The following is a 19,683-nucleotide window of genomic DNA, read 5'->3' as shown; positions in this document are numbered from 1 at the left end:
AGGAGATGAGATGAAAGTATGAGTATTGAACAATACCAAGACAGCTTCATTCAGACTAATTTTGCAGACCGCATCGGTGGTGCGAACTATGGCAAAGATACCTCGATTTATAAATTCGAGAAAATCAAACGTGCCAAAGCATCCGCTAAACAGGATTTTCCTGATATTGAATTGATCGACATGGGCGTAGGCGAGCCGGATGAGATGGCTGATGCCGGTATCGTGGCTAAGCTTGCTGAAGAAGCAGCTAAGGAAGAAAACCGTGGTTATGCGGACAATGGAATTGCTGAGTTTAAGACAGCCGCTGCCGAATATTTGCGGGAAGTATTTCGTGTGGAAGGTATTGATCCTGTTACAGAGGTAGTTCACTCTATCGGATCTAAACCTGCGCTGGCGATGTTGCCTTCTTGCTTTATCAATCCGGGAGATATTACGATCATGACGGTGCCAGGTTATCCAGTGCTGGGTACACATACTAAATACTTGGGTGGACAAGTGTTTACAGTAGAACTGAAGAAGGAGAATAAATTCCTTCCAGATCTCAACGAAATTCCAGAAGAAGTTGCTCATAAAGCTAAGCTTCTTTACTTGAACTATCCAAACAATCCAACGGGCGCTAGCGCGACTCCTGAATTTTTTGCTGAAGTCGTTGCATGGGCTAAAAAATATGATGTAGTCGTTATCCACGATGCGCCATATGCGGCTTTAACCTATGATGGTTTGAAGCCACTTAGCTTCCTCTCTGTGCCGGGTGCGAAGGATGTTGGCGTGGAACTGCATTCCTTGTCCAAATCCTACAATATGACAGGCTGGAGAATTGGCTTTGTTGCCGGGAATCCTTTAGTTGTTAAAGCCTTCAGTGATGTGAAGGATAATAATGATTCCGGTCAATTTATTGCGATTCAAAAAGCTGCGGCTTACGGTCTTGCTCATCCAGAGATTACTGAAGCGATTGCGGCCAAGTATTCTCGTCGTCATAACCTGTTGGTTGATGCACTGAACAGCCTCGGCTTCCAAGCTGAGAAACCAAAGGGTTCTTTCTTCCTTTATGTTGCTGCGCCAAAAGGTGTCAAAGGCGGCCGCCGTTTTGAATCTGGTGAAGATTTCTCGCAATTCCTGATCCGTGAGAAGCTAATCTCCACTGTGCCTTGGGATGATGCAGGTCCGTTTGTACGTTTCTCCGTTACCTTTATTGCTAAAGGGAAAGAGGAAGAAAGACGTGTCATTTCTGAAATCCAAAGACGCCTAAGCGATGTGGAATTTGAATTTTAATTAATTGTTAGAAATTGAAGCTGCCTGGGTTAACCTTGGGCGGCTTTTCTTTATGTTAGAAGTTAATCCAGGAAGAAAATACGGAAATAAAAGCAATATCCATCGTTATGGCTTCCTCTTGTTGTTAATAGAAGCAAGTTTGGAAAGTGTTGTAGTTTAGGCAGATAAAGTTGACATGCAGGGTTTGTTCTGTCATAATTCTCATTAAATGAATAGCGCCTTTAATTCAGTCCTGTGAGGCTGGCAAGGTAACGTGAATCGAGGTTCGCGACTCTTAGAAAGGTATCCGTGTGTATACACCGGACTGTCTTTTTATGCGCGCGGCCATCATCTTCTTCATCTGCGGATTTCACTCCTTGCCTGTTATAGGCAAGGAGTTTTTTGATTTCCGGGAACTTGAATAGGCGAAACAAGTGGAGGGTGACAAGATTATGGTTACTGAGAAAAATGTAATTATGGACGAAACGGCGATCCGCCGGGCATTATCCCGTATTGCTCATGAGATTTTGGAGAAAAACAAAGGAATTGAGAATTGTCTACTGGTGGGTATCCGGACAAGAGGCGTATATCTGGCACAGCGCATCGCTGAGCGTATCAAGGAAATTGAAGGCGTCGAGATTCCTTACGGCGAACTCGACATCACACATTATCGGGATGACCGTGAAGTAGGAGGCAGTGAAGCGGTAGTGAAGAGTAACGTCATTATTACTTCTGGCAGTGATGGCATCCATGATAAGAAGGTCATTTTGTTCGACGATGTGCTTTACACCGGACGCACGATCCGCGCGGCGATGGATGCTTTGATGGATTGCGGACGCCCACGAATGATTCAACTGGCAGTACTGGCTGACCGTGGACACCGCGAGCTGCCAATCCGGCCGGACTACATCGGTAAGAATGTACCTACCTCAAAGCATGAGCAGATTGAAGTGGCGCTGAAGGAATACGACGGCAAAGACGAGGTCTACATTATTTCAAACCGGGAGGAACGATAACATCATGACACTTACCAAGGTAAAGGAACGTAGTCTGCTGGGTATAAAAGAGCTTGATCGGTCGGAAATCACCCAATTGCTGGATAGAACAGCGTACTGGGACAATCAAAGTGAGAAGCTAACTCCCATTTTGAACTCGCATTTTATTTCTAACATGTTTTTTGAGAACAGCACACGCACACGCTTCTCTTTCGAAATGGCAGAGAAACGACTGGGTGCACAAGTACTTAATTTTACGGCTGCAGCTTCTAGTGTAGAAAAAGGGGAGTCGATCTACGATACAGTACGCACACTGGAATCGATGGGGATCGATGCCGGAGTTGTGCGTTTGAAGCCTGCAGGTGTGCTGCAGCAGTTAGCTGAGAAGGTGTCCATACCGCTTATTAATGCGGGCGACGGCAACAATGAACATCCAACACAAGCGCTGCTTGATCTTTACACCATGACTAAAACGTTTGGAGATTTAAAGGGTCTCACGGTTTCTATTATCGGGGACATCATGCATAGCCGGGTAGCGCGCTCCAATCTATGGGGACTCACAAAGCTGGGAGCTAAAGTGCAATTCTGTGCACCGGAGAATATGAAGGCTCCTGAGCTTATGGAATACGCGCCTTATGTAACTATAGAGGAAGCCCTTAAAGCAGATGTAGTCATGATGCTTCGTGTGCAGCTGGAACGCCATTCTTCCGGAATCGTACTTTCCGCAGAGGATTACCGCAGACATTATGGTTTAACGGAAGAACGCGCGGCTAAGCTTGCAAAAGATACAATCATTATGCATCCAGCACCGGTTAACCGGAATGTCGAGATTGATGATGCAGTTGTAGAGTGCAGTCAATCAAGGATTTTCCCGCAAATGTCTAATGGGGTGCCGGTTCGGATGGCAGTTCTCGAAAGAGCTTTACTATAAATTTCTAAGAATGATGATGTATAAGGACTAATAAATATACACAAACATGAATTTTTATTATATAATGATGAGAGGGCCCGCAGCTGGGATCTGAGGGTAAAGGTAGAATCATGACAGTGATTATTAGAAACGCCAGTGTATTGAATGAGGAAGGCTTGTTAGAGCGGAAACATATTGTACTTGAAGAAGGTGTTATCTCGACCATAATCGACGGAAATGAAGCTGCTCCAGAAGCGGGAGAGATCATTGATGCAGAAGGCAAGCTGCTCATTCCAGGGCTCATTGATATGCATGTGCACTTACGCGAACCGGGATTTGAACACAAGGAAACCGTAGAAACCGGAAGTCGCTCGGCTGCCAAAGGCGGATTTACTACCATCGCTTGTATGCCTAATACCCGTCCGGTAACAGATACGCCGGAAATCGTACAATTTGTGAAAGACAAAGCGCGTGAAGCAGGACTTGTTAAAGTGCTTCCTTATGCAGCCATTACGAAAAACGAGCTCGGACGTGAGCTGACTGATTTTGCGGCGCTTAAAGAAGCTGGAGCTATCGGTTACACCGACGACGGCGTGGGCGTCCAAAGTGCTCAAATGATGAAAGATGCAATGAACATCGCAGCATCGCTCGATATGCCAGTCATTGCTCACTGCGAGGATAACTCACTGGTTGAAGGCTGCTGTGTAGCCGAAGGTGAGTTCGCAAGAAAGCATGGCCTCAAAGGAATTCCAAATGAGTCGGAAGCCATCCATGTTGGACGCGATATTTTGCTGGCTGAAGCGACAGGCGTTCATTACCATGTATGCCATGTAAGTACTGAACAATCGGTGCGATTGATTCGCCAAGCGAAAGAAATCGGCATTAAAGTTACTGCTGAGGTGTGTCCGCATCACTTGCTGCTCTCTGAAGAAGATATTCCCGGCCTAGATGCGAATTGGAAAATGAACCCGCCGCTACGCTCCCGCCGCGATGTTGAGGCATGTATCGAAGGTTTGCTTGACGGCACACTAGATATGATCGTTACGGACCATGCTCCGCATAGTGAGGAAGAGAAGGCTAAAGGCATGCAACTTGCACCTTTTGGTATCGTAGGATTCGAAACAGCTTTCCCACTACTGTACACAGCATTTGTAGCAACCGGAAAATGGGATTTATCCTTACTAGTACAAAGAATGACCGCTGACCCTGCACGGGTATTCAGACTGAACACCGGTGTGATGGATATCGGAGCTCCTGCAGATTTGACACTGATTGACCTGGAGCAAGAGAAAGAAGTAGACCCAGGATCTTTCGCAAGTAAAGGACGGAATACTCCTTTTGGTGGCTGGAAGCTTAAGGGCTGGCCAGTAATGACATGGGTAGACGGCAAAGCCGTATGGACTGAGAAAAACTAGCGGACCGGTGGGGCGGAGTTGCTGATCTTAATGGATGCAGCGATTGAATATACGTACACTCCGGAAGGCTTGTAAGGCATAAGCATTAGACTACAGAAACATGAAGGAGTGGAATGGAATGCAGGCGAGATTGCTGCTGCAAGACGGAACTTTATTTACAGGTACCGCATTTGGCGCTGAGGGCGAAAAGACAGGCGAGGTTGTTTTTAATACAGGAATTACAGGATATCAAGAGGTGCTGTCTGACCCTTCATATTGCGGACAAATCGTTACAATGACTTACCCATTGATCGGGAACTACGGGATTACACGGGATGACTTTGAATCGGTTCGACCTTTCGTACACGGTTTTGTAGTGCGTCGTCATGAAGAAGTTCCTAGTAACTGGCGTGCTGAATATAGTGTGGACGACTTGCTGAAAGAATACGATATTCCTGGGATCAGCGAGATTGATACTCGGATGTTGACTCGGATTATTCGCCACTACGGAACAATGAAAGCAATCTTGACTACCTCTAACAAACGTGTAGAGGAACTGATGGAAATGATGGGAAATACTACGATTGAGGAATTGCGCAATCAGGTAGCTCGTACATCAACTGCAAGTTCGTACAGCAGCCCAGGCAACAAAGAAAGAATTGTGCTTGTGGATTATGGTGCAAAAGCTGGTATCCTACGTGAACTTAACGACCGTGGTTGTGATGTTGTTGTTGTACCACATGATGTAAAAGCGGAAGAAGTTCGCCGTCTGAACCCAGATGGTATCCTACTGTCTAACGGCCCTGGGGACCCGAAAGATGTGCCTCATGCTGTCAAGACGATTTCCGAATTGCTTGGCGAATATCCGATCTTCGGTATCTGCCTAGGTCATCAGTTGTTTGCGCTGGCTTGCGGAGCAGATACAGAGAAGCTGAAATTCGGTCACCGCGGTGGGAACCACCCTGTGAAGGAACTGGAAAGCGGACGCTGCTTCATCACTTCCCAGAACCATGGTTATACCGTCAATGAGGAATCTGTGAAGAACACTGAACTAGAAGTTACTCACATTAATAATAATGATAAGACTGTTGAAGGAATTAAACATACCCGTTACCCTGCATTTTCGGTGCAATATCATCCGGAAGCAGCGCCAGGACCACATGACAGCAGCTACTTATTTGATCGTTTCCTGCAAATGATTGCAGATCATAAAGCTAAGACACCTGTTGTTTCACGTCAAGCACAACTTGCGGCAAACGCCAGAATCACGGCGCCAAAAACTAACTTACAGCTTGAAGCCGTGAAAGGAGCTCTATAACATGCCAAAGAACGATAAGCTTAAAAAAATTCTAGTGATCGGTTCCGGACCGATCGTCATCGGTCAAGCCGCGGAGTTTGACTACGCAGGAACTCAGGCTTGCCAAGCCCTTAAAGAAGAAGGCGTGGAAGTCGTACTGATTAACAGCAATCCAGCAACGATTATGACAGATACAAATATCGCAGATAAAGTGTACATCGAGCCTATTACGCTTGAATTCGTAACTGCGATTATTCGCCAGGAGCGTCCGGATGGCTTGCTTCCAACGCTGGGCGGTCAAACCGGCCTGAACATGGCTGTAGAATTGGCTCGTGCAGGTGTACTTGAGCAAGAGAATGTTAAGCTTCTTGGTACACAGCTTGATTCCATCGAGAAAGCAGAAGATCGCGATTTGTTCCGTGATCTAATGCGTGAATTGGAACAGCCTGTACCAGATAGCACGATTATTACTACTGTAGATGAAGCAATGAAATTCGCTGAGGAAATTGGTTTCCCTCTGATTGTACGTCCAGCCTATACACTTGGCGGCACAGGCGGCGGGATCTGCGATAACGAAGAAGAACTGCGTGAAACCGTCAAAGCAGGTATTCGTTATAGCCCGATCGGACAATGTCTGGTTGAGAAGAGTATTGCCGGCATGAAGGAAGTTGAATATGAGGTTATGCGTGATGCTAATGACAACTGTATCGTTGTCTGCAACATGGAAAACTTTGATCCTGTAGGCGTACATACAGGTGACAGTATTGTTGTGGCACCTAGCCAGACGTTGTCAGATCGTGAATATCAAATGCTGCGTACAGCTTCGCTCAAAATCATCCGTGCCCTGAATATTGAGGGTGGATGTAACGTACAGTTCGCACTTGATCCACAAAGCTATCAATATTATGTAATCGAAGTAAACCCGCGTGTCAGCCGTTCCTCGGCTTTGGCTTCCAAAGCAACTGGATATCCAATTGCCAAAATGGCTGCCAAAATCGCAATGGGTTACACGCTGGATGAAATCATCAATCCGGTTACCGGACAGACCTATGCATGCTTCGAGCCTACACTTGACTATATCGTAAGTAAAATTCCACGCTGGCCGTTCGACAAGTTCATTCACGCGAACCGTAAGCTGGGTACGCAAATGAAAGCGACAGGCGAAGTAATGGCGATCGGCCGTACTTTTGAAGAGTCGATTCATAAAGCGATTCGTTCCTTGGAAATTGGTGTACACCGTTTCCGTCTGCCAGGTGCAGAGACATTGGAAGAGAGCGTACTGCGTGAACGTCTTGCGAAGCCTGACGATGAGCGTCTGTTCCTGATTGCTGAAGCTTTCCGTCGTGGTTACGGGTTGCAAGAGATCCAGGATATTACGAACGTAGACTGGTGGTTCCTCTCCAAAATTGAAGGTTTGATTAACTTTGAAGATGTGATTCGCGGTGAAGAAACGTTGTCTGCGGAAACTCTATACCAAGCGAAACGCAAGGGCTTTACAGACCGTGCAATTGCTGAGATTCGTGCAGAAGGACAAGCGGACGGCAAGTTTACTAAAGAAGCGGATGTGCGCGCGCTACGTTTGGAGCAAGGTTTAACACCTGTGTTCAAAATGGTAGATACTTGTGCGGCTGAGTTCGAAGCTACTACACCTTACTACTACTCGACTTATGAGACTGAGAACGAAGTCATTCATTCTGACAAGCAAAAGGTTATTGTGCTGGGATCTGGTCCAATCCGGATCGGTCAGGGGATTGAGTTCGATTACTCTACAGTGCATGCAGTATGGGCTATTCAGAAGGCTGGATATGAAGCGGTTATCATCAATAATAACCCTGAGACGGTATCTACAGACTTCAATACTTCGGACCGGTTGTATTTTGAACCACTATTCTTCGAAGATGTTATGAACGTAATTGCACAAGAAAATCCGATTGGGGTTATCGTTCAATTCGGTGGTCAGACTGCGATTAACCTTGCGGCACCTCTAAGTGCTGCTGGTGTGAAGATTCTCGGAACTAGTCTTGACAGCATTGATGAAGCTGAGAACCGTAAGAAATTCGAAGCATTGCTGGCTCGTCTTGATATCGCTCAACCGAAGGGTAAGACAGTTACAGACGTGGATCAAGCCGTAGAAACTGCACAATCCCTTGGATATCCGGTGCTGGTTCGTCCTTCCTACGTACTAGGCGGACGTGCAATGGAAATTGTATATAACGATACTGAACTGCTCAGCTACATGGTAGAAGCGGTGAAAGTGAATCCAGAGCATCCGGTATTGATTGACCGTTACATGTTAGGTAAAGAGGTTGAGGTAGACGCGATTTGTGACGGTGAGACAGTAGTTATTCCAGGTATCATGGAACATGTCGAGCGTGCAGGTGTTCACTCCGGTGACTCCATCGCTGTATATCCTCCGCAATATCTGGATGAAGGTCTGAAAGCGAAAATTGCCGAAATCACTATCAAGATCGCTAAGGAACTGAAGACGATTGGACTGGTTAACATCCAGTTTGTTATCTATCAGAACGAAGTGTACGTAATCGAAGTAAATCCGCGCTCCTCGCGTACGGTTCCTTTCCTGAGCAAGGTGACAGGAATCCCAATGGCGCATTTGGCAACCAAGATCATTCTGGGCAGCAAGCTGAAGGATGACGGTTATACAGAAGGTTTGTGGCCGGAAAGCGATTATGTATCGGTTAAAGTGCCGGTGTTCTCTTTTGCTAAACTGCGCAGAGTAGAACCTACACTCGGACCTGAAATGAAATCAACCGGTGAAGTTATGGGCCGTGATAAATTGTACGCCAAAGCTTTATACAAAGGTCTGATCGGAGCAGGGATGAAAATTCCAGCTACAGGCGCTATCATCGTTACGGTGGCGGATAAGGATAAAGCAGAAGCTGTAGAACTTATGAAAGGCTTCCACTCCATGGGTTACAAAATCATTGCTACTGGAGGCACGGCACAAGCGCTTGAAGAAGCAGGCCTCAACGTAATGAATGTGAATAAACTGGATGAAGGTGCGCCAAACATTCTCGACTTGATTCGTGGCGGGCAAGCCAACTTCGTCTTTAATACACTGACTAAAGGCAAAACACCAGAACGTGACGGATTCCGTATCCGCCGTGAAGCGGTTGAGAATGGCGTCGTATGTATGACTTCACTGGATACAGTAACTGCACTTCTCAGAATGCTGCAGACGATTAACTTCTCGTCACAGTCCATGCCTGCTTTTGTCGGACAATTGAACTAATCTCATAAAGATGCATAGGGCGGTTTGCGTTTACGCAGACCGTTCCGCTATGCCTAGGGTCTAATAAATAAAGGGTGTGGATGTAGTCTGCACTGGATAGGAGCATGGTTATGGGAGTTGGAGATGTAGAGTGGAAAGCAATGGCGAATCGACTGATGATCGCCTTGGATTATCCTGATGTGACTGGAGCAAGAGCCTTGATCGATAAGCTTGAAGGCATTCCTTGCTATATGAAGGTAGGCATGCAGTTGTTCTATGCGGCAGGACCTGAATTTATTCAAGAGCTGAAATCTCGTGGCTATTCTGTGTTCGTCGATGTGAAAATGCATGATATCCCTAACACGGTCAAAGGTGGCGCTCAAAGTCTTACTACTCTTGGCGCTGATATGTTTAACGTACATGCGGCAGGGGGCACAGCTATGATGGCGGCAGCACGTGAAGGAGCGGTTTCAGCAATCAGTGCTAATGCTGCACTTAAGATGCCTTTGATTATTGCAGTTACCCAGCTAACCAGTACGAGTCAAGAAGTGATGAATAATGAAATTGGGATCGCAGGTGAGGTAGCGGATACTGTGGTAAGATACGCTAAGCTGGCAGCCGATGCAGGTCTAGACGGCGTAGTGGCTTCACCACAAGAATCTGCAGCTATCGCAGAAGCTTGCGGCCCAGCATTTTGCACGGTTACACCAGGTATTCGACCTGCAGGTGCTTCTCTGGACGATCAGTCCCGGGTTATGACACCTGGAAAAGCCATTCGTCAGGGTAGCCATTACCTTGTTGTAGGACGGCCGATTACAGCTTCACCAGATCCACGTCAAGCAGCACTAAACATTATTGAGGAGATGACCCTAGCATGAGCACATTAAATAGAAGCGAACAAGTAGCAAGTTATCTGTTGGAGATTGGAGCAGTAGCACTGCGTCCACAGGAGCCTTTTACATGGACCTCTGGTATCAAATCGCCGATCTATTGCGACAATCGTCTGACTATGGCTTACCCAGAAGTTCGTAACTATATTGCAGATGCCTTCGCACAGCTTATTAAGAGCGAGTATCCGGACGCTGAAGTGATCGCAGGTACAGCAACCGCAGGTATTCCACACGCGGCTTGGGTAGCAGATAAACTTAATCTGCCAATGGCTTATATCCGTGATAAAGCTAAAGGCCACGGTAAGCAGAATCAGATCGAAGGACTGATTAAGCCGGGACAAAAGGTAGTTGTTATTGAAGATTTGATCTCCACTGGCGGAAGCTCCATTAAAGCCGCTCAGGCCGTGCAAGAAGCAGGCGCAGAAGTATTAGCAGTACTTGCAATCTTCAGCTATGAGCTGGATCGTGCAGTGGATGCTTTTGCTGCAGCTGAAATGCCATTACAAAGCTTGTCCAATTACAGCACATTGATTGATGTGGCTCTTGCACAAGGCAAAATTGAATCGACAGACGTAGAAGTACTGAAGTCTTGGAGAAAAGATCCGTCATCATTTGGTGTTTAATTTTTAAATAAATTGAGTATAGTTTTGTTTTGGCGAGCCTCTCACTTTATAGTGGGGGGCTTTTTTTAACTGCACAGATGCTCTGCATACCGTTGATCTATGTCACAGTAGCTCAATGCACAGTTGTTCTATGTCTTGACACTTATATCGCTCCTTCATCTCAGACACCAATAGTTGTACTTCGTGCACTTAAACTAACTTCCCTTAGTGGAACGGGCACTATAGTTGCACTTTATGCAATTATAATCAGCTAGTTATTCGCCGGAAGCTCTTAGTAACGTGTTTTAACTGCATAGAGTGCACTTAAAAGTAGAAACAGAACTTAATCACCACTAATAGATGCAGAAAGTGCAACTATCCAGTCGCAGAGGGTGGAATTGTGCAGGTAACGGCACCTTTTGAAACCTCCTAGTAACATTTTTATAGGAATAATATGAAGAAATCGTAGTATAACTTTAAACGACCTGTAACTTCCCCTCCGGATTAAAGCTTTATACTGTTACTAGCATTATGGATTATTTATCCATAAGTTGTAGAAGGATCAAGTATTTTATAGGAGGATACAATAATGAATCATATAAACAACAATAAGCGACTGTGGCGCCGCTGGTTAAGCTTTGGAGTATGTGCTGCGCTGTTACTACCACTAATATCAGATGGGTGGAATACAGCTTGGGCTGAGCCTTCTAAGGCTTCAACGGAGCAGCGTGTATTGCGTATTGGGAGTCTATGGTCTGGGGAGGACGATTCTTTTTTTCGTCAGCAGTTTACGGATATGTATGAATTGCAGCATCCAGAGATCAAGTTGGAGATTATTCCGGCCATAGATACGAATGAGCTTCGGTACATTAACACCTCCACAGACACAAGCTCTGATAATTTAGAGAATATCCGTGCGATTATGGGCGGGGATAAGCCTGTTGATGTGATTGTCGGTGATAGCGCATTAGTGAAGAGTTTGGTAGATCATAATCTTGTCCAATCGCTGGAGCCGCTTATAGCGCGTGATCAGTATGATTTAAGCAATATAGCGCCTACAACGCTGAATGGAGTTCGTGAGCTAGGAAGAGGAAGTCTTTTTGCGTTGGCGCCGACCTTCTCATCTAGTGCGCTATTTTATAATAAGGGAATCTTTGATGCTGCTGGTGTCGGCTACCCAACGGACAAGATGACTTGGTATGAACTGTTTGCGCTGGCAGATAAGGTGACGAAGAGATCAACAAATAAAGAAACACAGATATATGGGTTCTCGATGAACCGTTACTTAAGTGATCCATTCTGGGATATGCAGAGCTACGTCGCACCGCTAGAACTTACAATGTACGATAATAAAGGTCAGCATATGACTGTAAATACTACACAATGGCATCAGGCTTGGACTACTTACAGTCAGTTGGTTAAAAAGAAAATTGTACCTGGGTTAAATGGGTTGGATTTTGCAGGAACAGAAGGGGATAGCTATAGTCCAATCCAAGGGGATTTATTCCTCGCAGGAAAAGCGGCAATGGTCGTTGGGGAATACGGCTATCTCAATGATCTGGCGGTAGTGGAGCGTAATGCTGCTAAGATCAAGAATTACCATCCTTTCAAATGGGGGGTTGTTAATGTACCCACTTATCAAGAAAAGCCTGGTGTTGCTATTGGAACATGGCTTGGGAATATGATGGCTATTAGTTCTACGGCTACTAATAAAGAAGATGCTTGGGATTTGATTAAGTTCGTCAACAGTAATGAGGTTGCCAAAATTAAAGCCCATAACAAGAGTGAACTGACTTCCCGCAAGGATTATATTACCGCTCAGACCCCTTCTGTAAATTTGGAAGCTTTTTATACGCTTCGACCATTACCTGCAACGGATCCTTTATTGATCAATCTACAGATGCAGAAGCCTGGGATTAGCCGAATTAGCGATGTTGGGCGGCAATTATTCATTGATGTCTATCAGGGGAAGAAAACGGTCGAGAGTGCGCTCAAAGCTTGGGAGAAGCAAGGAAATACCATGCTGGATACACTTGAAAAAGATCCCGCGGTCTATTTCGAATCGATCGCTGAATGACTCTGAAATATGCCCTAAGCCACCAGTTTTCTGGTGGCTTATTTTGTGGAACTTGGGCATGATAAGTTCAGAGCGGTGTATCATAAATTTGCGAAAAGGAGAAGAGGGCATCATGAATTGGATATACTTCGCGAAACTGTTCAGGACCAGATTTCAAGCAGGTTGTTTGGCTAAAAGATTGGAGCAAGATGGCTGGATTTACGGTTATCATGACCCGCGTTTTGTAGAAATTTATCGATCCCGTAAGGGAAGGTACGGAGTTAGATTTCTGCCTTAAGAACTTTTATAAATTCTTCCTTGACGTAGACCCAATTTGTAATGTATATTATTTATTGTCGCTGTTTGAATATTTTTTCTGACGCGGGGTGGAGCAGCCCGGTAGCTCGTCGGGCTCATAACCCGAAGGCCGCAGGTTCAAATCCTGCCCCCGCAACCAATTTATTTACAACAGCAATTGTACATTCGGATATTTTTAGATCCGGGCCCTTAGCTCAGTTGGTTAGAGCGGTCGGCTCATAACCGATTGGTCGGGGGTTCGAGTCCCTCAGGGCCCACTTAGAGAAAACCCTTACTTTGTAAGGGTTTTTTGCTGTCTATAGGATTAGTGATAACGAAAATAGGATGGGGAAAGGCCGGGATTTTAAGTTTGCTAACGGATTTGCTAACGTGAATTATTTTTCTGCAGTTTCGAGCTGTTTTTCAGCGTATTATTCAGTTCTGCTTCAATTTTGTCAATGGCCTCTTCCTGCATGATTGGGAGTAGGTGTGAGTATCGTTCGTTGAACATCGCTGGAGTCATACCCAGTCGTTCAGCAGCTACCTTTGGATTTATTCCGATCGCCAATAAGAATGATGCATGTGTATGTCGCTGGTCGTGGAATCTAATGTTTTTGACACCTGCTTTACGAACAAGTATGAACATACCTTCAGTAATTCGTTTTGGCTTTATATAACCTCCGCCAGCTAGCAACATACTAATTCATTATCCTCATATGAGTCTCCATATTCTTTTTTATAAGCCTCGATTTGCTGGTAGCGTTCCTTAAGGTCATCAATAATATTCTGAAAAAGTTTTACCCGTCGTATGGAATCATTCGTTTTCGGACGTTGAATGACTAAACCATCACGTGTCCAGTTGGCTGTCTGGAACACCTTCTTTTCGAAGTCCATATCACCCCAGCGAAGTCCAAGGATTTCACCACGTCTCATTCCAGTATAAATTGCCAATGAAAACACAATAGACTGGCGGCGCCTCATCAAGCTAACAGGCAGTATAGTTTAACTTAAACTAAACTTTCCGTTTCCCGCAGTTAACATAAGGTGTAATCTGAAAGCACCTTTTTTGAAGGTGATACTCATCAAGAACCGTATTTATGAAGGAGTGACTTAATGCAAGCTATTAAATCTATAATAGATTGTCCAGAGCGTCATATAGAGTTTGTTGAATATGTTAAAGAAAAATGGCCAAACGTACAGAAGGTGGTACTCCCTAAAATTGACGAGAGTTTATCGGCTGAAGATGGTTTGCCATTAACATTTCTGCTATTAAAAAACGACAAAATAATTGGATTTTATCAATTGATTGAACAGGAATATATAATTCGAAAAGATTTATCGCCATGGATTGCTCCTTTGTTCATTGACGAGAATGAGCGAGGGCAAGGTTTAGGTTCAGTATTGTTGGAGCATGCCAGAAAAATGGTGGGGCAATTGGGATATACGAAGGTTTATATAACGACTGACCATATTCGTTACTATGAGAAATACGGATTCAGAGAAATCGGTTTGGATAATTTCGAATGGGGAAGACCCACCAAAATCTATGAGCACGACACTATAAAGTAATTTATCGCAACATGGTTTGTTTGGGACTTTACTAACGGGAAACGATAGTTGAATCTACAGAGGGATGGTATCAAACATGGACTATGAAATCAAAATAGCAACCTTGGAACATAAAGAAATACTCAGCAACCTGTTACAATTCTATATTTATGATTTCTCAGAATTTATGGAGTTGCAGTTTGAGGCAAACGGTAAATATGGTAATTATCCAATTGATGAATATTGGTCTAAAGACCCCAATTATCCATATTTAATCAGTCTCAATGGGGAAATTATTGGATTTGTCTTAGTCAAATTAAAAAATCGGGAAGAAGATGACGCATATTTTTCTATTGCTGAATTTTTTATTGCGAAGAAGTATCGTAGGCTGGGATTAGGGAGATTGGTTGCTAAAGATATATTTGATATGCACCAGGGAAAATGGGAAGTTTACCAAATAGATAACAACAAGCCCGCTCAACTCTTTTGGAAAAAGGCAATAGAAGAGTATACAGGAGGTAAATTTACTGAACGAATTGAAGTAGGAAGAAGAACACAAGTATTCATTAGTTAATGATATTCAGGACTAGCAAGGGCTTACGCTAACGGGAAACGTGAGTCCAAAAACCAACAGTAGTTTAGGACTTTTTCTTACCAGTAACATATACATAATGTTCCAAATAATTTATATTAAGGTTATAGAGTTTGGGAGTAATGGCATTGCAATTTGGAAGAACCTCGCCGACATTGGCGAGGTTCTTATATTAATGGGGGTTGCTGGTTGATAAAAATGATAATTTTGTTGGTTATTCTTGTTATCGTTACTGCTGTTTTTGTATTCAAAGTTTTATCAAGAAAGAAGAGTTACCCTACCCAAAGTATTGTAATTGATCCACTTAAGATTACGATCCAGGACATAGACCGAATGGAAGACGGAACTGGCTTTGTAGAATATCTGTATCGTTTATTTTTGGCCATGGGTTATAGTGATGCATATAAAACGAAAGGAGGCAGAAATTTTGGATCTGACTTAGTGTTTACAGACGGGGAGGGGGTTCGAAATGTCGTTCAGGCAAAGCGTTATTCCTATCCAGTAGGGTTAGGAGCTGTTCAAGAGATCTATAGTTCCATGAGATATTACAGGGCAAAAAAGTCCATGGTAATATCCTCAAATCAATATACCTCAGCGTGTGAAGAACTTGCTAGTTATAACGCCGTAAGATTACATAGTAGAAGTGACCTTATAGAAATTATAAACTTTTTCAAGTCAGGGCAGATTGATAAAGCAAAGGATATCCTTGAGTCAGAGCCCAGGATTATACTGGATTCATGGGATAATAAAGTAATTAAGAAGGACTTCAAAGTTGAAAAACGATGGGTTGCGAAGAAATAGATAGTTCGTAGAACAAGGAGCTTTTATACTGATGAACAATGAAGATTTTCAATACAGAAATACATACTTTTTCGTAGGGAATCAAACGATTCTATGGATCACCATACTTGGCTTTGTGTTGTTAGGATTTGTATTGTTTTATTTGATTAAGAAATACATAAAGCAGAGAAAATGAGGCCAGGTATTCTAATACATAGGAGTGCTGTAATGAAGAAAATCTTCAAAGAATTTGGTGTCCATTTTTGTGCGGCAACAATTCTTCTAGGCATTTCATTATTGTTCAATGATTATGATGTTGAGGAACAACAATCTTTGTTGGTTGTAATGATGTGTGGAGCCCTCATATCTATTGGTGGATATAACTATTTGAAAAACAGAAAAGGTGTTGTTGTGATGATCGTAGGAGTTATTGTATTAGGATTAGCGCTTTGTAACTTATCTTTTTAGAAGTGATCATGTTGAGATTGTAGTTGTGCTTAAAGCCCATAAAGAAACCAGGACAAACTCAATGGTCACATTGGTCACGAATTTGGTCACAAACTCATTTTAATTAAGTTTAATCAATATTAGATAATCCCAATAATAACAAGAATTCCTGAATAGAGTTTAAGGTATTTACCCCTTTCCTCTATATCAGTTTTTTAGAGCGGTCGGCTCATAACCGATTGGTCGGGGGTTCGAGTCCCTCGGGGCCCACTTATCAAAAACCCTTACTTTGTAAGTTTTTTTTGCTGTCTATAGGCACATAGATTCAAAGGGAAGAGAACTAGGAAGGCCCGAAATTCGAGTTTGCTAACAGATTTACTGATGCAAGATTTATCGTCATGCGCTACCGCAGGGATAGTTTAAATCTTTTGAATGTACTAAAGAGCAGAGGGATTTATTAAATCTTAAATAGAAATCTGACATTCATTTGATGAAAGTGCTATAATTATTAAATCAGTGTGTAGAGATATTGGTCTTTTTATTGGGCCAAAAATATATGTCTCATGATACGTCTGCCATCTGAAATATGATTCACGGAGATGACAAACATGCATGGAGACACAAGACTGCCCAGAAACGGAAAAGAAGGTATATTATTTTTACTCATTATTTCAATCATTTCAGTAAACACTATTGCCCCTATTATTGTGGGATTGGAACGTGGCTTCAGTAAGGAAGTGTATATAGATACACTAAAGGTTATTCCGTTTATGTGGATGATCGTAGTTTTATCCGTAAGATTAGTTGCAGGGCCGATTGTTGGGAAAGTGATGCCGAAATTCATGGGACAAACCGATGGATTTAATGCTAGGGTGCTGTTGAATACTTTTTTGAATGTTACAGTGTTATCTATTTTATTATCGATTATCGGCACGTGGGTGGGGACGAAGCAAATTAGCCTAGAACCACTTAAAAACTTCCTTCACATCTGGCCAAGAAACTTTGGTATAGCATTTTGGATTGAACTATTGGTGGCGCAGCCGATCGCAAGATTTGCGATGAAAACATTACATGCTAGACAGGATCGTAAAACGGAAAGTGTAAATGCGTAACTAGCTAGAATGTTGTAGAGTAGACGAATAACAAATTCAAGGAGCACCCATGGTGGGCGTTCCTTTTTTGATTCCCTATGTTATAGCAACATTGAACAAGTAAAAGAGCCATCATAGGATTAACCTACAATGGCTCTTTTACGCTATGTACTTTCTCTAAAAACAATTCTTCAAAAAAGCTTTGTAAATTTTTTCGTCTATTTCTATTAAACTCTTCTTTCCATCCTTGAACTGAACTGCAATGATATGAACCCCTTTGCTCTTAGCTGAAAGGCCAGCAAGCAAACCAACCGGTCCGAGTAGAAATCCTCCCACTAATCCTCTTCCTACAGCACTCACAGCACTTTTGGAATGAGTTTCGTCCATTATCTCATAATCCTCTACAGTGTTTTTGTCTAGTGTGATTGTTTTTAAAAAACCAGTTTGCAAATTTACAATTCCGAGAGTAGACATTATTACTTTACCTTCATAGTCACCAGCTATAACTTTATTTTTTGCACCCATCTAATCACTCCTTCTTAAACACATATATTAATCGACAAAATCATTCTACTACACAAAAACTTTTGGCGATATATGGATTTTTATTTAGAATCTGATATTCTGGCATGGTGCAATGCAAACCATACAGCCAACACAAAAGGGACGCTGTCGCAAAGCCATGAAATGCTTTGGAAGCAGTGCCCTTTTTGCGTATCCAGCTAGACTTCTCTAATGGGGATAGCGCCCGTAACGTTGTCGTAATCGTTGTCCCAATCGCTGTATGCTGGGTTTCCGACCAACATCCTATAGTTTCATACTATCCCAGAGCTTCTGGAATGCCCCAGATTCGACTTCGAAGAATACCGGTGCCTGACCGTAACGTACAAGTCCTTGACCGAACAGCGTCAGCTCTACCCGGGCGTTGTCTTCCAACTGTAGATAGATGATCTTGCGCTCTTCGCTGTCGTAGATGCCTTGCTCGATAAGTGGCTCTGCTGCCAGTGGTTTAGCCGCGTTGAGTGCCGTCAGGAAGCCGCTAAACGCCTCGTCGACAGCAAGCGGTGTGTACTTCTGTAGTCCATTGTTCCAGCTGTCGAAGCTTTCCCACTGAGCTGAATTAATTCTGCCCTCAAGATTTAGCTTGCCGAACAGATCAGCACCGCTGTTTACGGTAATGCCGTTCGTATGTTCATACAGTTCGGCGAATACCTCGCCGTTGATTTCCGAATAGGACATAATCAAGAAATTGGAATCATATCCCTTCACAGAATAGATATCCGTCTCTCCGATGTTAGAAGCTAGCTCAATATATTTGTCTTTACCGCTCCATTCATCGATGCCGCCTGTAGTCCGTCCCAGCTTGTCATCGCGCAGAGCGGCAGCGTCGGCGGCGTCGATGCGAGTTGCAGACTGTGTATAAATATTATCTTTATACACGACTAGAGCGATCATATCTGTCTTAACGCCAGACTTGGTATCCGGCAGTTCCAGCTCGGGGATGATAATGCTTCTGGACGTATCTGTGCTAGGATTGCCTGCATCACCTGGGCCCGGAGTTACTTGAGCAATCTGTCCTTGGGTGCTCTGACCGTTCAACTGCTGCCATATATTCGGTGCAGCCAAGCCGATTCCGGCAGCAAGCACGATACTTGCCGCGATATAAACCGTTTTGCGTGGACGTTTCCGCTCCTGCTGGTGCACCAGTTTGTCGATCAATTCTTTTTTCATCTCTTCACCTGGTTTCATAGAATCCACCGCTTTCGTATATAATGTTCGAAACTGATCTTCCTTCATTGTGATTCCGCTCCTTCCAGCTCTAGTTTTAGCAGTTGCCGTCCCCGCTGAAGTCTCATCTTCACGGCAGACTGACTAATCTGCAGAATCTTGCTGATTTCCTGGATGGGATAATCCTCGTAATAGTAAAGATGGATTACAGTTTTATACTTCATGGGCATCGCCATAACTAATTGCAATAGAGCCAATTCTTCGGGGTTGTCTATCGCAATCGGCTCAGCGCTTTCCAGCTTAACCTCACGCTTTCGCCAGCCTCTACCCAGTAATGTTTTGCAATGATTGGTGATTACGCGGATCAGCCATGCTTTCTGATGTTCAGCATCTTTGAACTTTGGCGCCTTTTCTATCAGTTTGATGAAGGTCTCCTGAGTAGCTTCTTCGGCATCTTGGCGGCTGCCTAGATGGACCAAGGCGATACGGAACAGCATATCTGCGTAGATTTCGTAACTCTTTATCACATGATTTCCCGGCCGGGTCATGGATCGCTGCATGATTCTATGCCCCCTT

General features: G+C 43.8%; 21 protein-coding genes and 2 tRNA genes. 18 read left to right on the top strand and 5 right to left on the bottom strand.

The features are described from left to right. Positions 1 to 18: 18 nt before the first annotated feature. The 13 genes from NSU15_RS22940 to NSU15_RS22880 all read left to right on the top strand — a co-directional run bounded on the left by NSU15_RS22940 (position 19) and on the right by NSU15_RS22880 (position 13,199). Entirely contained in the window at positions 19 to 1,272 is a 1,254-nt protein-coding gene (locus NSU15_RS22940; protein ID WP_339287652.1) for an LL-diaminopimelate aminotransferase, read from the top strand. Positions 1,273 to 1,276: 4 nt separating this feature from the next. After that, positions 1,277 to 1,432, top strand: coding sequence for a hypothetical protein (locus tag NSU15_RS22935; protein ID WP_339287650.1), 156 nt, complete (start codon positions 1,277 to 1,279; stop codon positions 1,430 to 1,432). A 271-nt stretch (positions 1,433 to 1,703) separates the two neighbouring features. Next, positions 1,704 to 2,267 carry a bifunctional pyr operon transcriptional regulator/uracil phosphoribosyltransferase PyrR gene (pyrR, locus tag NSU15_RS22930; RefSeq protein WP_042130202.1) on the top strand — a complete coding sequence of 188 codons (564 nt, stop codon included), beginning with the start codon at positions 1,704 to 1,706 and terminating at the stop codon, positions 2,265 to 2,267. A 4-nt stretch (positions 2,268 to 2,271) separates the two neighbouring features. Then, the gene (locus NSU15_RS22925; RefSeq protein WP_339287648.1) at positions 2,272 to 3,177 is read left to right on the top strand and encodes an aspartate carbamoyltransferase catalytic subunit; all 906 of its coding nucleotides are present in this window, start codon (positions 2,272 to 2,274) and stop codon (positions 3,175 to 3,177) included. A 110-nt stretch (positions 3,178 to 3,287) separates the two neighbouring features. Beyond that, positions 3,288 to 4,571, top strand: a complete 1,284-nt coding sequence (locus NSU15_RS22920) for a dihydroorotase (protein ID WP_042130200.1) — start codon at positions 3,288 to 3,290, stop codon at positions 4,569 to 4,571. A 118-nt stretch (positions 4,572 to 4,689) separates the two neighbouring features. Next, a complete protein-coding gene (gene carA, locus NSU15_RS22915; protein ID WP_042130198.1) occupies positions 4,690 to 5,868 on the top strand; it encodes a glutamine-hydrolyzing carbamoyl-phosphate synthase small subunit in 1,179 nt (392 codons plus the stop codon). Position 5,869: 1 nt separating this feature from the next. Next, on the top strand, positions 5,870 to 9,097 hold the full coding sequence (carB, locus tag NSU15_RS22910) for a carbamoyl-phosphate synthase large subunit (RefSeq protein WP_042130197.1): 3,228 nt from the start codon (positions 5,870 to 5,872) through the stop codon (positions 9,095 to 9,097). Positions 9,098 to 9,207: 110 nt separating this feature from the next. Beyond that, the gene (gene pyrF, locus NSU15_RS22905; protein WP_339287645.1) at positions 9,208 to 9,954 is read left to right on the top strand and encodes an orotidine-5'-phosphate decarboxylase; all 747 of its coding nucleotides are present in this window, start codon (positions 9,208 to 9,210) and stop codon (positions 9,952 to 9,954) included. Next, a complete protein-coding gene (pyrE, locus tag NSU15_RS22900; RefSeq protein ID WP_042130193.1) occupies positions 9,951 to 10,589 on the top strand; it encodes an orotate phosphoribosyltransferase in 639 nt (212 codons plus the stop codon). Before pyrF ends, pyrE begins: the two co-directional genes overlap by 4 nt. A gap of 568 nt (positions 10,590 to 11,157) precedes the next feature. After that, positions 11,158 to 12,645, top strand: coding sequence for an extracellular solute-binding protein (locus NSU15_RS22895; RefSeq protein WP_042130191.1), 1,488 nt, complete (start codon positions 11,158 to 11,160; stop codon positions 12,643 to 12,645). A 112-nt stretch (positions 12,646 to 12,757) separates the two neighbouring features. Beyond that, positions 12,758 to 12,922 carry a hypothetical protein gene (locus NSU15_RS22890; RefSeq protein WP_019909365.1) on the top strand — a complete coding sequence of 55 codons (165 nt, stop codon included), beginning with the start codon at positions 12,758 to 12,760 and terminating at the stop codon, positions 12,920 to 12,922. 82 nt (positions 12,923 to 13,004) lie between these two features. Next, a tRNA-Met gene (locus NSU15_RS22885) sits at positions 13,005 to 13,081 on the top strand. Positions 13,082 to 13,125: 44 nt separating this feature from the next. Beyond that, positions 13,126 to 13,199 (top strand) — tRNA-Ile (locus NSU15_RS22880). Positions 13,200 to 13,306: 107 nt separating this feature from the next. On the opposite strand, the gene NSU15_RS22875 is transcribed toward NSU15_RS22880, so the two are convergent. Beyond that, a complete protein-coding gene (locus tag NSU15_RS22875; protein WP_339287644.1) occupies positions 13,307 to 13,618 on the bottom strand; it encodes a hypothetical protein in 312 nt (103 codons plus the stop codon). Next, on the bottom strand, positions 13,609 to 13,902 hold the full coding sequence (locus NSU15_RS22870) for a tyrosine-type recombinase/integrase (RefSeq protein ID WP_339291434.1): 294 nt from the start codon (positions 13,900 to 13,902) through the stop codon (positions 13,609 to 13,611). The genes NSU15_RS22875 and NSU15_RS22870 overlap by 10 nt, the downstream gene beginning before the upstream one ends. Before the next feature lie 132 nt (positions 13,903 to 14,034). Between NSU15_RS22870 and NSU15_RS22865 the strand changes: the two genes are divergently transcribed. The 5 genes from NSU15_RS22865 to NSU15_RS22845 all read left to right on the top strand — a co-directional run bounded on the left by NSU15_RS22865 (position 14,035) and on the right by NSU15_RS22845 (position 17,400). Then, the gene (locus tag NSU15_RS22865) at positions 14,035 to 14,490 is read left to right on the top strand and encodes a GNAT family N-acetyltransferase (protein ID WP_339287643.1); all 456 of its coding nucleotides are present in this window, start codon (positions 14,035 to 14,037) and stop codon (positions 14,488 to 14,490) included. A gap of 76 nt (positions 14,491 to 14,566) precedes the next feature. Further along, complete coding sequence (locus NSU15_RS22860; protein WP_339287641.1) at positions 14,567 to 15,043, top strand: GNAT family N-acetyltransferase; 477 nt, start codon at positions 14,567 to 14,569, stop codon at positions 15,041 to 15,043. Positions 15,044 to 15,259: 216 nt separating this feature from the next. Then, a complete protein-coding gene (locus NSU15_RS22855) occupies positions 15,260 to 15,862 on the top strand; it encodes a restriction endonuclease (protein ID WP_339291432.1) in 603 nt (200 codons plus the stop codon). Positions 15,863 to 16,069: 207 nt separating this feature from the next. Further along, the gene (locus tag NSU15_RS22850; RefSeq protein WP_042130186.1) at positions 16,070 to 16,309 is read left to right on the top strand and encodes a hypothetical protein; all 240 of its coding nucleotides are present in this window, start codon (positions 16,070 to 16,072) and stop codon (positions 16,307 to 16,309) included. A gap of 587 nt (positions 16,310 to 16,896) precedes the next feature. After that, positions 16,897 to 17,400 (top strand): hypothetical protein, encoded by a 504-nt coding sequence (locus tag NSU15_RS22845; protein ID WP_042130185.1) that lies wholly within the window; start codon positions 16,897 to 16,899, stop codon positions 17,398 to 17,400. 156 nt (positions 17,401 to 17,556) lie between these two features. Here the strand turns inward: NSU15_RS22845 and NSU15_RS22840 are convergent, their stop codons facing one another. The 3 genes from NSU15_RS22840 to NSU15_RS22830 all read right to left on the bottom strand — a co-directional run bounded on the left by NSU15_RS22840 (position 17,557) and on the right by NSU15_RS22830 (position 19,667). Next, positions 17,557 to 17,904, bottom strand: a complete 348-nt coding sequence (locus NSU15_RS22840) for a hypothetical protein (RefSeq protein ID WP_042130183.1) — start codon at positions 17,902 to 17,904, stop codon at positions 17,557 to 17,559. Between the two features lie 282 nt (positions 17,905 to 18,186). Then, positions 18,187 to 19,176: a hypothetical protein gene (locus NSU15_RS22835; RefSeq protein WP_339287638.1), complete on the bottom strand. Its 990-nt coding sequence runs from the start codon at positions 19,174 to 19,176 to the stop codon at positions 18,187 to 18,189. Then, positions 19,173 to 19,667, bottom strand: coding sequence for a sigma-70 family RNA polymerase sigma factor (locus tag NSU15_RS22830; RefSeq protein ID WP_339287637.1), 495 nt, complete (start codon positions 19,665 to 19,667; stop codon positions 19,173 to 19,175). The genes NSU15_RS22835 and NSU15_RS22830 overlap by 4 nt, the downstream gene beginning before the upstream one ends. Positions 19,668 to 19,683: the final 16 nt, after the last annotated feature.

This window comes from Paenibacillus sp. FSL E2-0201, assembly GCF_037963325.1.
Lineage (GTDB): Bacteria > Bacillota > Bacilli > Paenibacillales > Paenibacillaceae > Paenibacillus_AQ.
The sequence above is the reverse complement of the archived record's forward strand: the minus strand, read 5'-3'. Positions and strand labels throughout refer to the sequence as shown.

Bases quoted from the DNA above. Each gene is read 5' to 3' on its own strand.
- carB (WP_042130197.1), top strand. From the start codon at position 5,870: ATGCCAAAGAACGATAAGCTTAAAAAAATTCTAGTGATCGGTTCCGGA.
- NSU15_RS22855 (WP_339291432.1), top strand. From the start codon at position 15,260: ATGATAATTTTGTTGGTTATTCTTGTTATCGTTACTGCTGTTTTTGTA.
- NSU15_RS22870 (WP_339291434.1), bottom strand. From the start codon at position 13,902: ATGAGGCGCCGCCAGTCTATTGTGTTTTCATTGGCAATTTATACTGGA.
- carA (WP_042130198.1), top strand. From the start codon at position 4,690: ATGCAGGCGAGATTGCTGCTGCAAGACGGAACTTTATTTACAGGTACC.
- NSU15_RS22920 (WP_042130200.1), top strand. From the start codon at position 3,288: ATGACAGTGATTATTAGAAACGCCAGTGTATTGAATGAGGAAGGCTTG.
- NSU15_RS22875 (WP_339287644.1), bottom strand. From the start codon at position 13,618: ATGTTGCTAGCTGGCGGAGGTTATATAAAGCCAAAACGAATTACTGAA.
- NSU15_RS22895 (WP_042130191.1), top strand. From the start codon at position 11,158: ATGAATCATATAAACAACAATAAGCGACTGTGGCGCCGCTGGTTAAGC.
- NSU15_RS22925 (WP_339287648.1), top strand. From the start codon at position 2,272: ATGACACTTACCAAGGTAAAGGAACGTAGTCTGCTGGGTATAAAAGAG.
- NSU15_RS22840 (WP_042130183.1), bottom strand. From the start codon at position 17,904: ATGGGTGCAAAAAATAAAGTTATAGCTGGTGACTATGAAGGTAAAGTA.
- NSU15_RS22835 (WP_339287638.1), bottom strand. From the start codon at position 19,176: ATGAAGGAAGATCAGTTTCGAACATTATATACGAAAGCGGTGGATTCT.
- NSU15_RS22890 (WP_019909365.1), top strand. From the start codon at position 12,758: ATGAATTGGATATACTTCGCGAAACTGTTCAGGACCAGATTTCAAGCA.
- pyrF (WP_339287645.1), top strand. From the start codon at position 9,208: ATGGGAGTTGGAGATGTAGAGTGGAAAGCAATGGCGAATCGACTGATG.
- NSU15_RS22940 (WP_339287652.1), top strand. From the start codon at position 19: ATGAGTATTGAACAATACCAAGACAGCTTCATTCAGACTAATTTTGCA.
- NSU15_RS22850 (WP_042130186.1), top strand. From the start codon at position 16,070: ATGAAGAAAATCTTCAAAGAATTTGGTGTCCATTTTTGTGCGGCAACA.
- NSU15_RS22830 (WP_339287637.1), bottom strand. From the start codon at position 19,667: ATGCAGCGATCCATGACCCGGCCGGGAAATCATGTGATAAAGAGTTAC.
- NSU15_RS22865 (WP_339287643.1), top strand. From the start codon at position 14,035: ATGCAAGCTATTAAATCTATAATAGATTGTCCAGAGCGTCATATAGAG.
- pyrE (WP_042130193.1), top strand. From the start codon at position 9,951: ATGAGCACATTAAATAGAAGCGAACAAGTAGCAAGTTATCTGTTGGAG.
- NSU15_RS22860 (WP_339287641.1), top strand. From the start codon at position 14,567: ATGGACTATGAAATCAAAATAGCAACCTTGGAACATAAAGAAATACTC.
- NSU15_RS22845 (WP_042130185.1), top strand. From the start codon at position 16,897: ATGCATGGAGACACAAGACTGCCCAGAAACGGAAAAGAAGGTATATTA.
- pyrR (WP_042130202.1), top strand. From the start codon at position 1,704: ATGGTTACTGAGAAAAATGTAATTATGGACGAAACGGCGATCCGCCGG.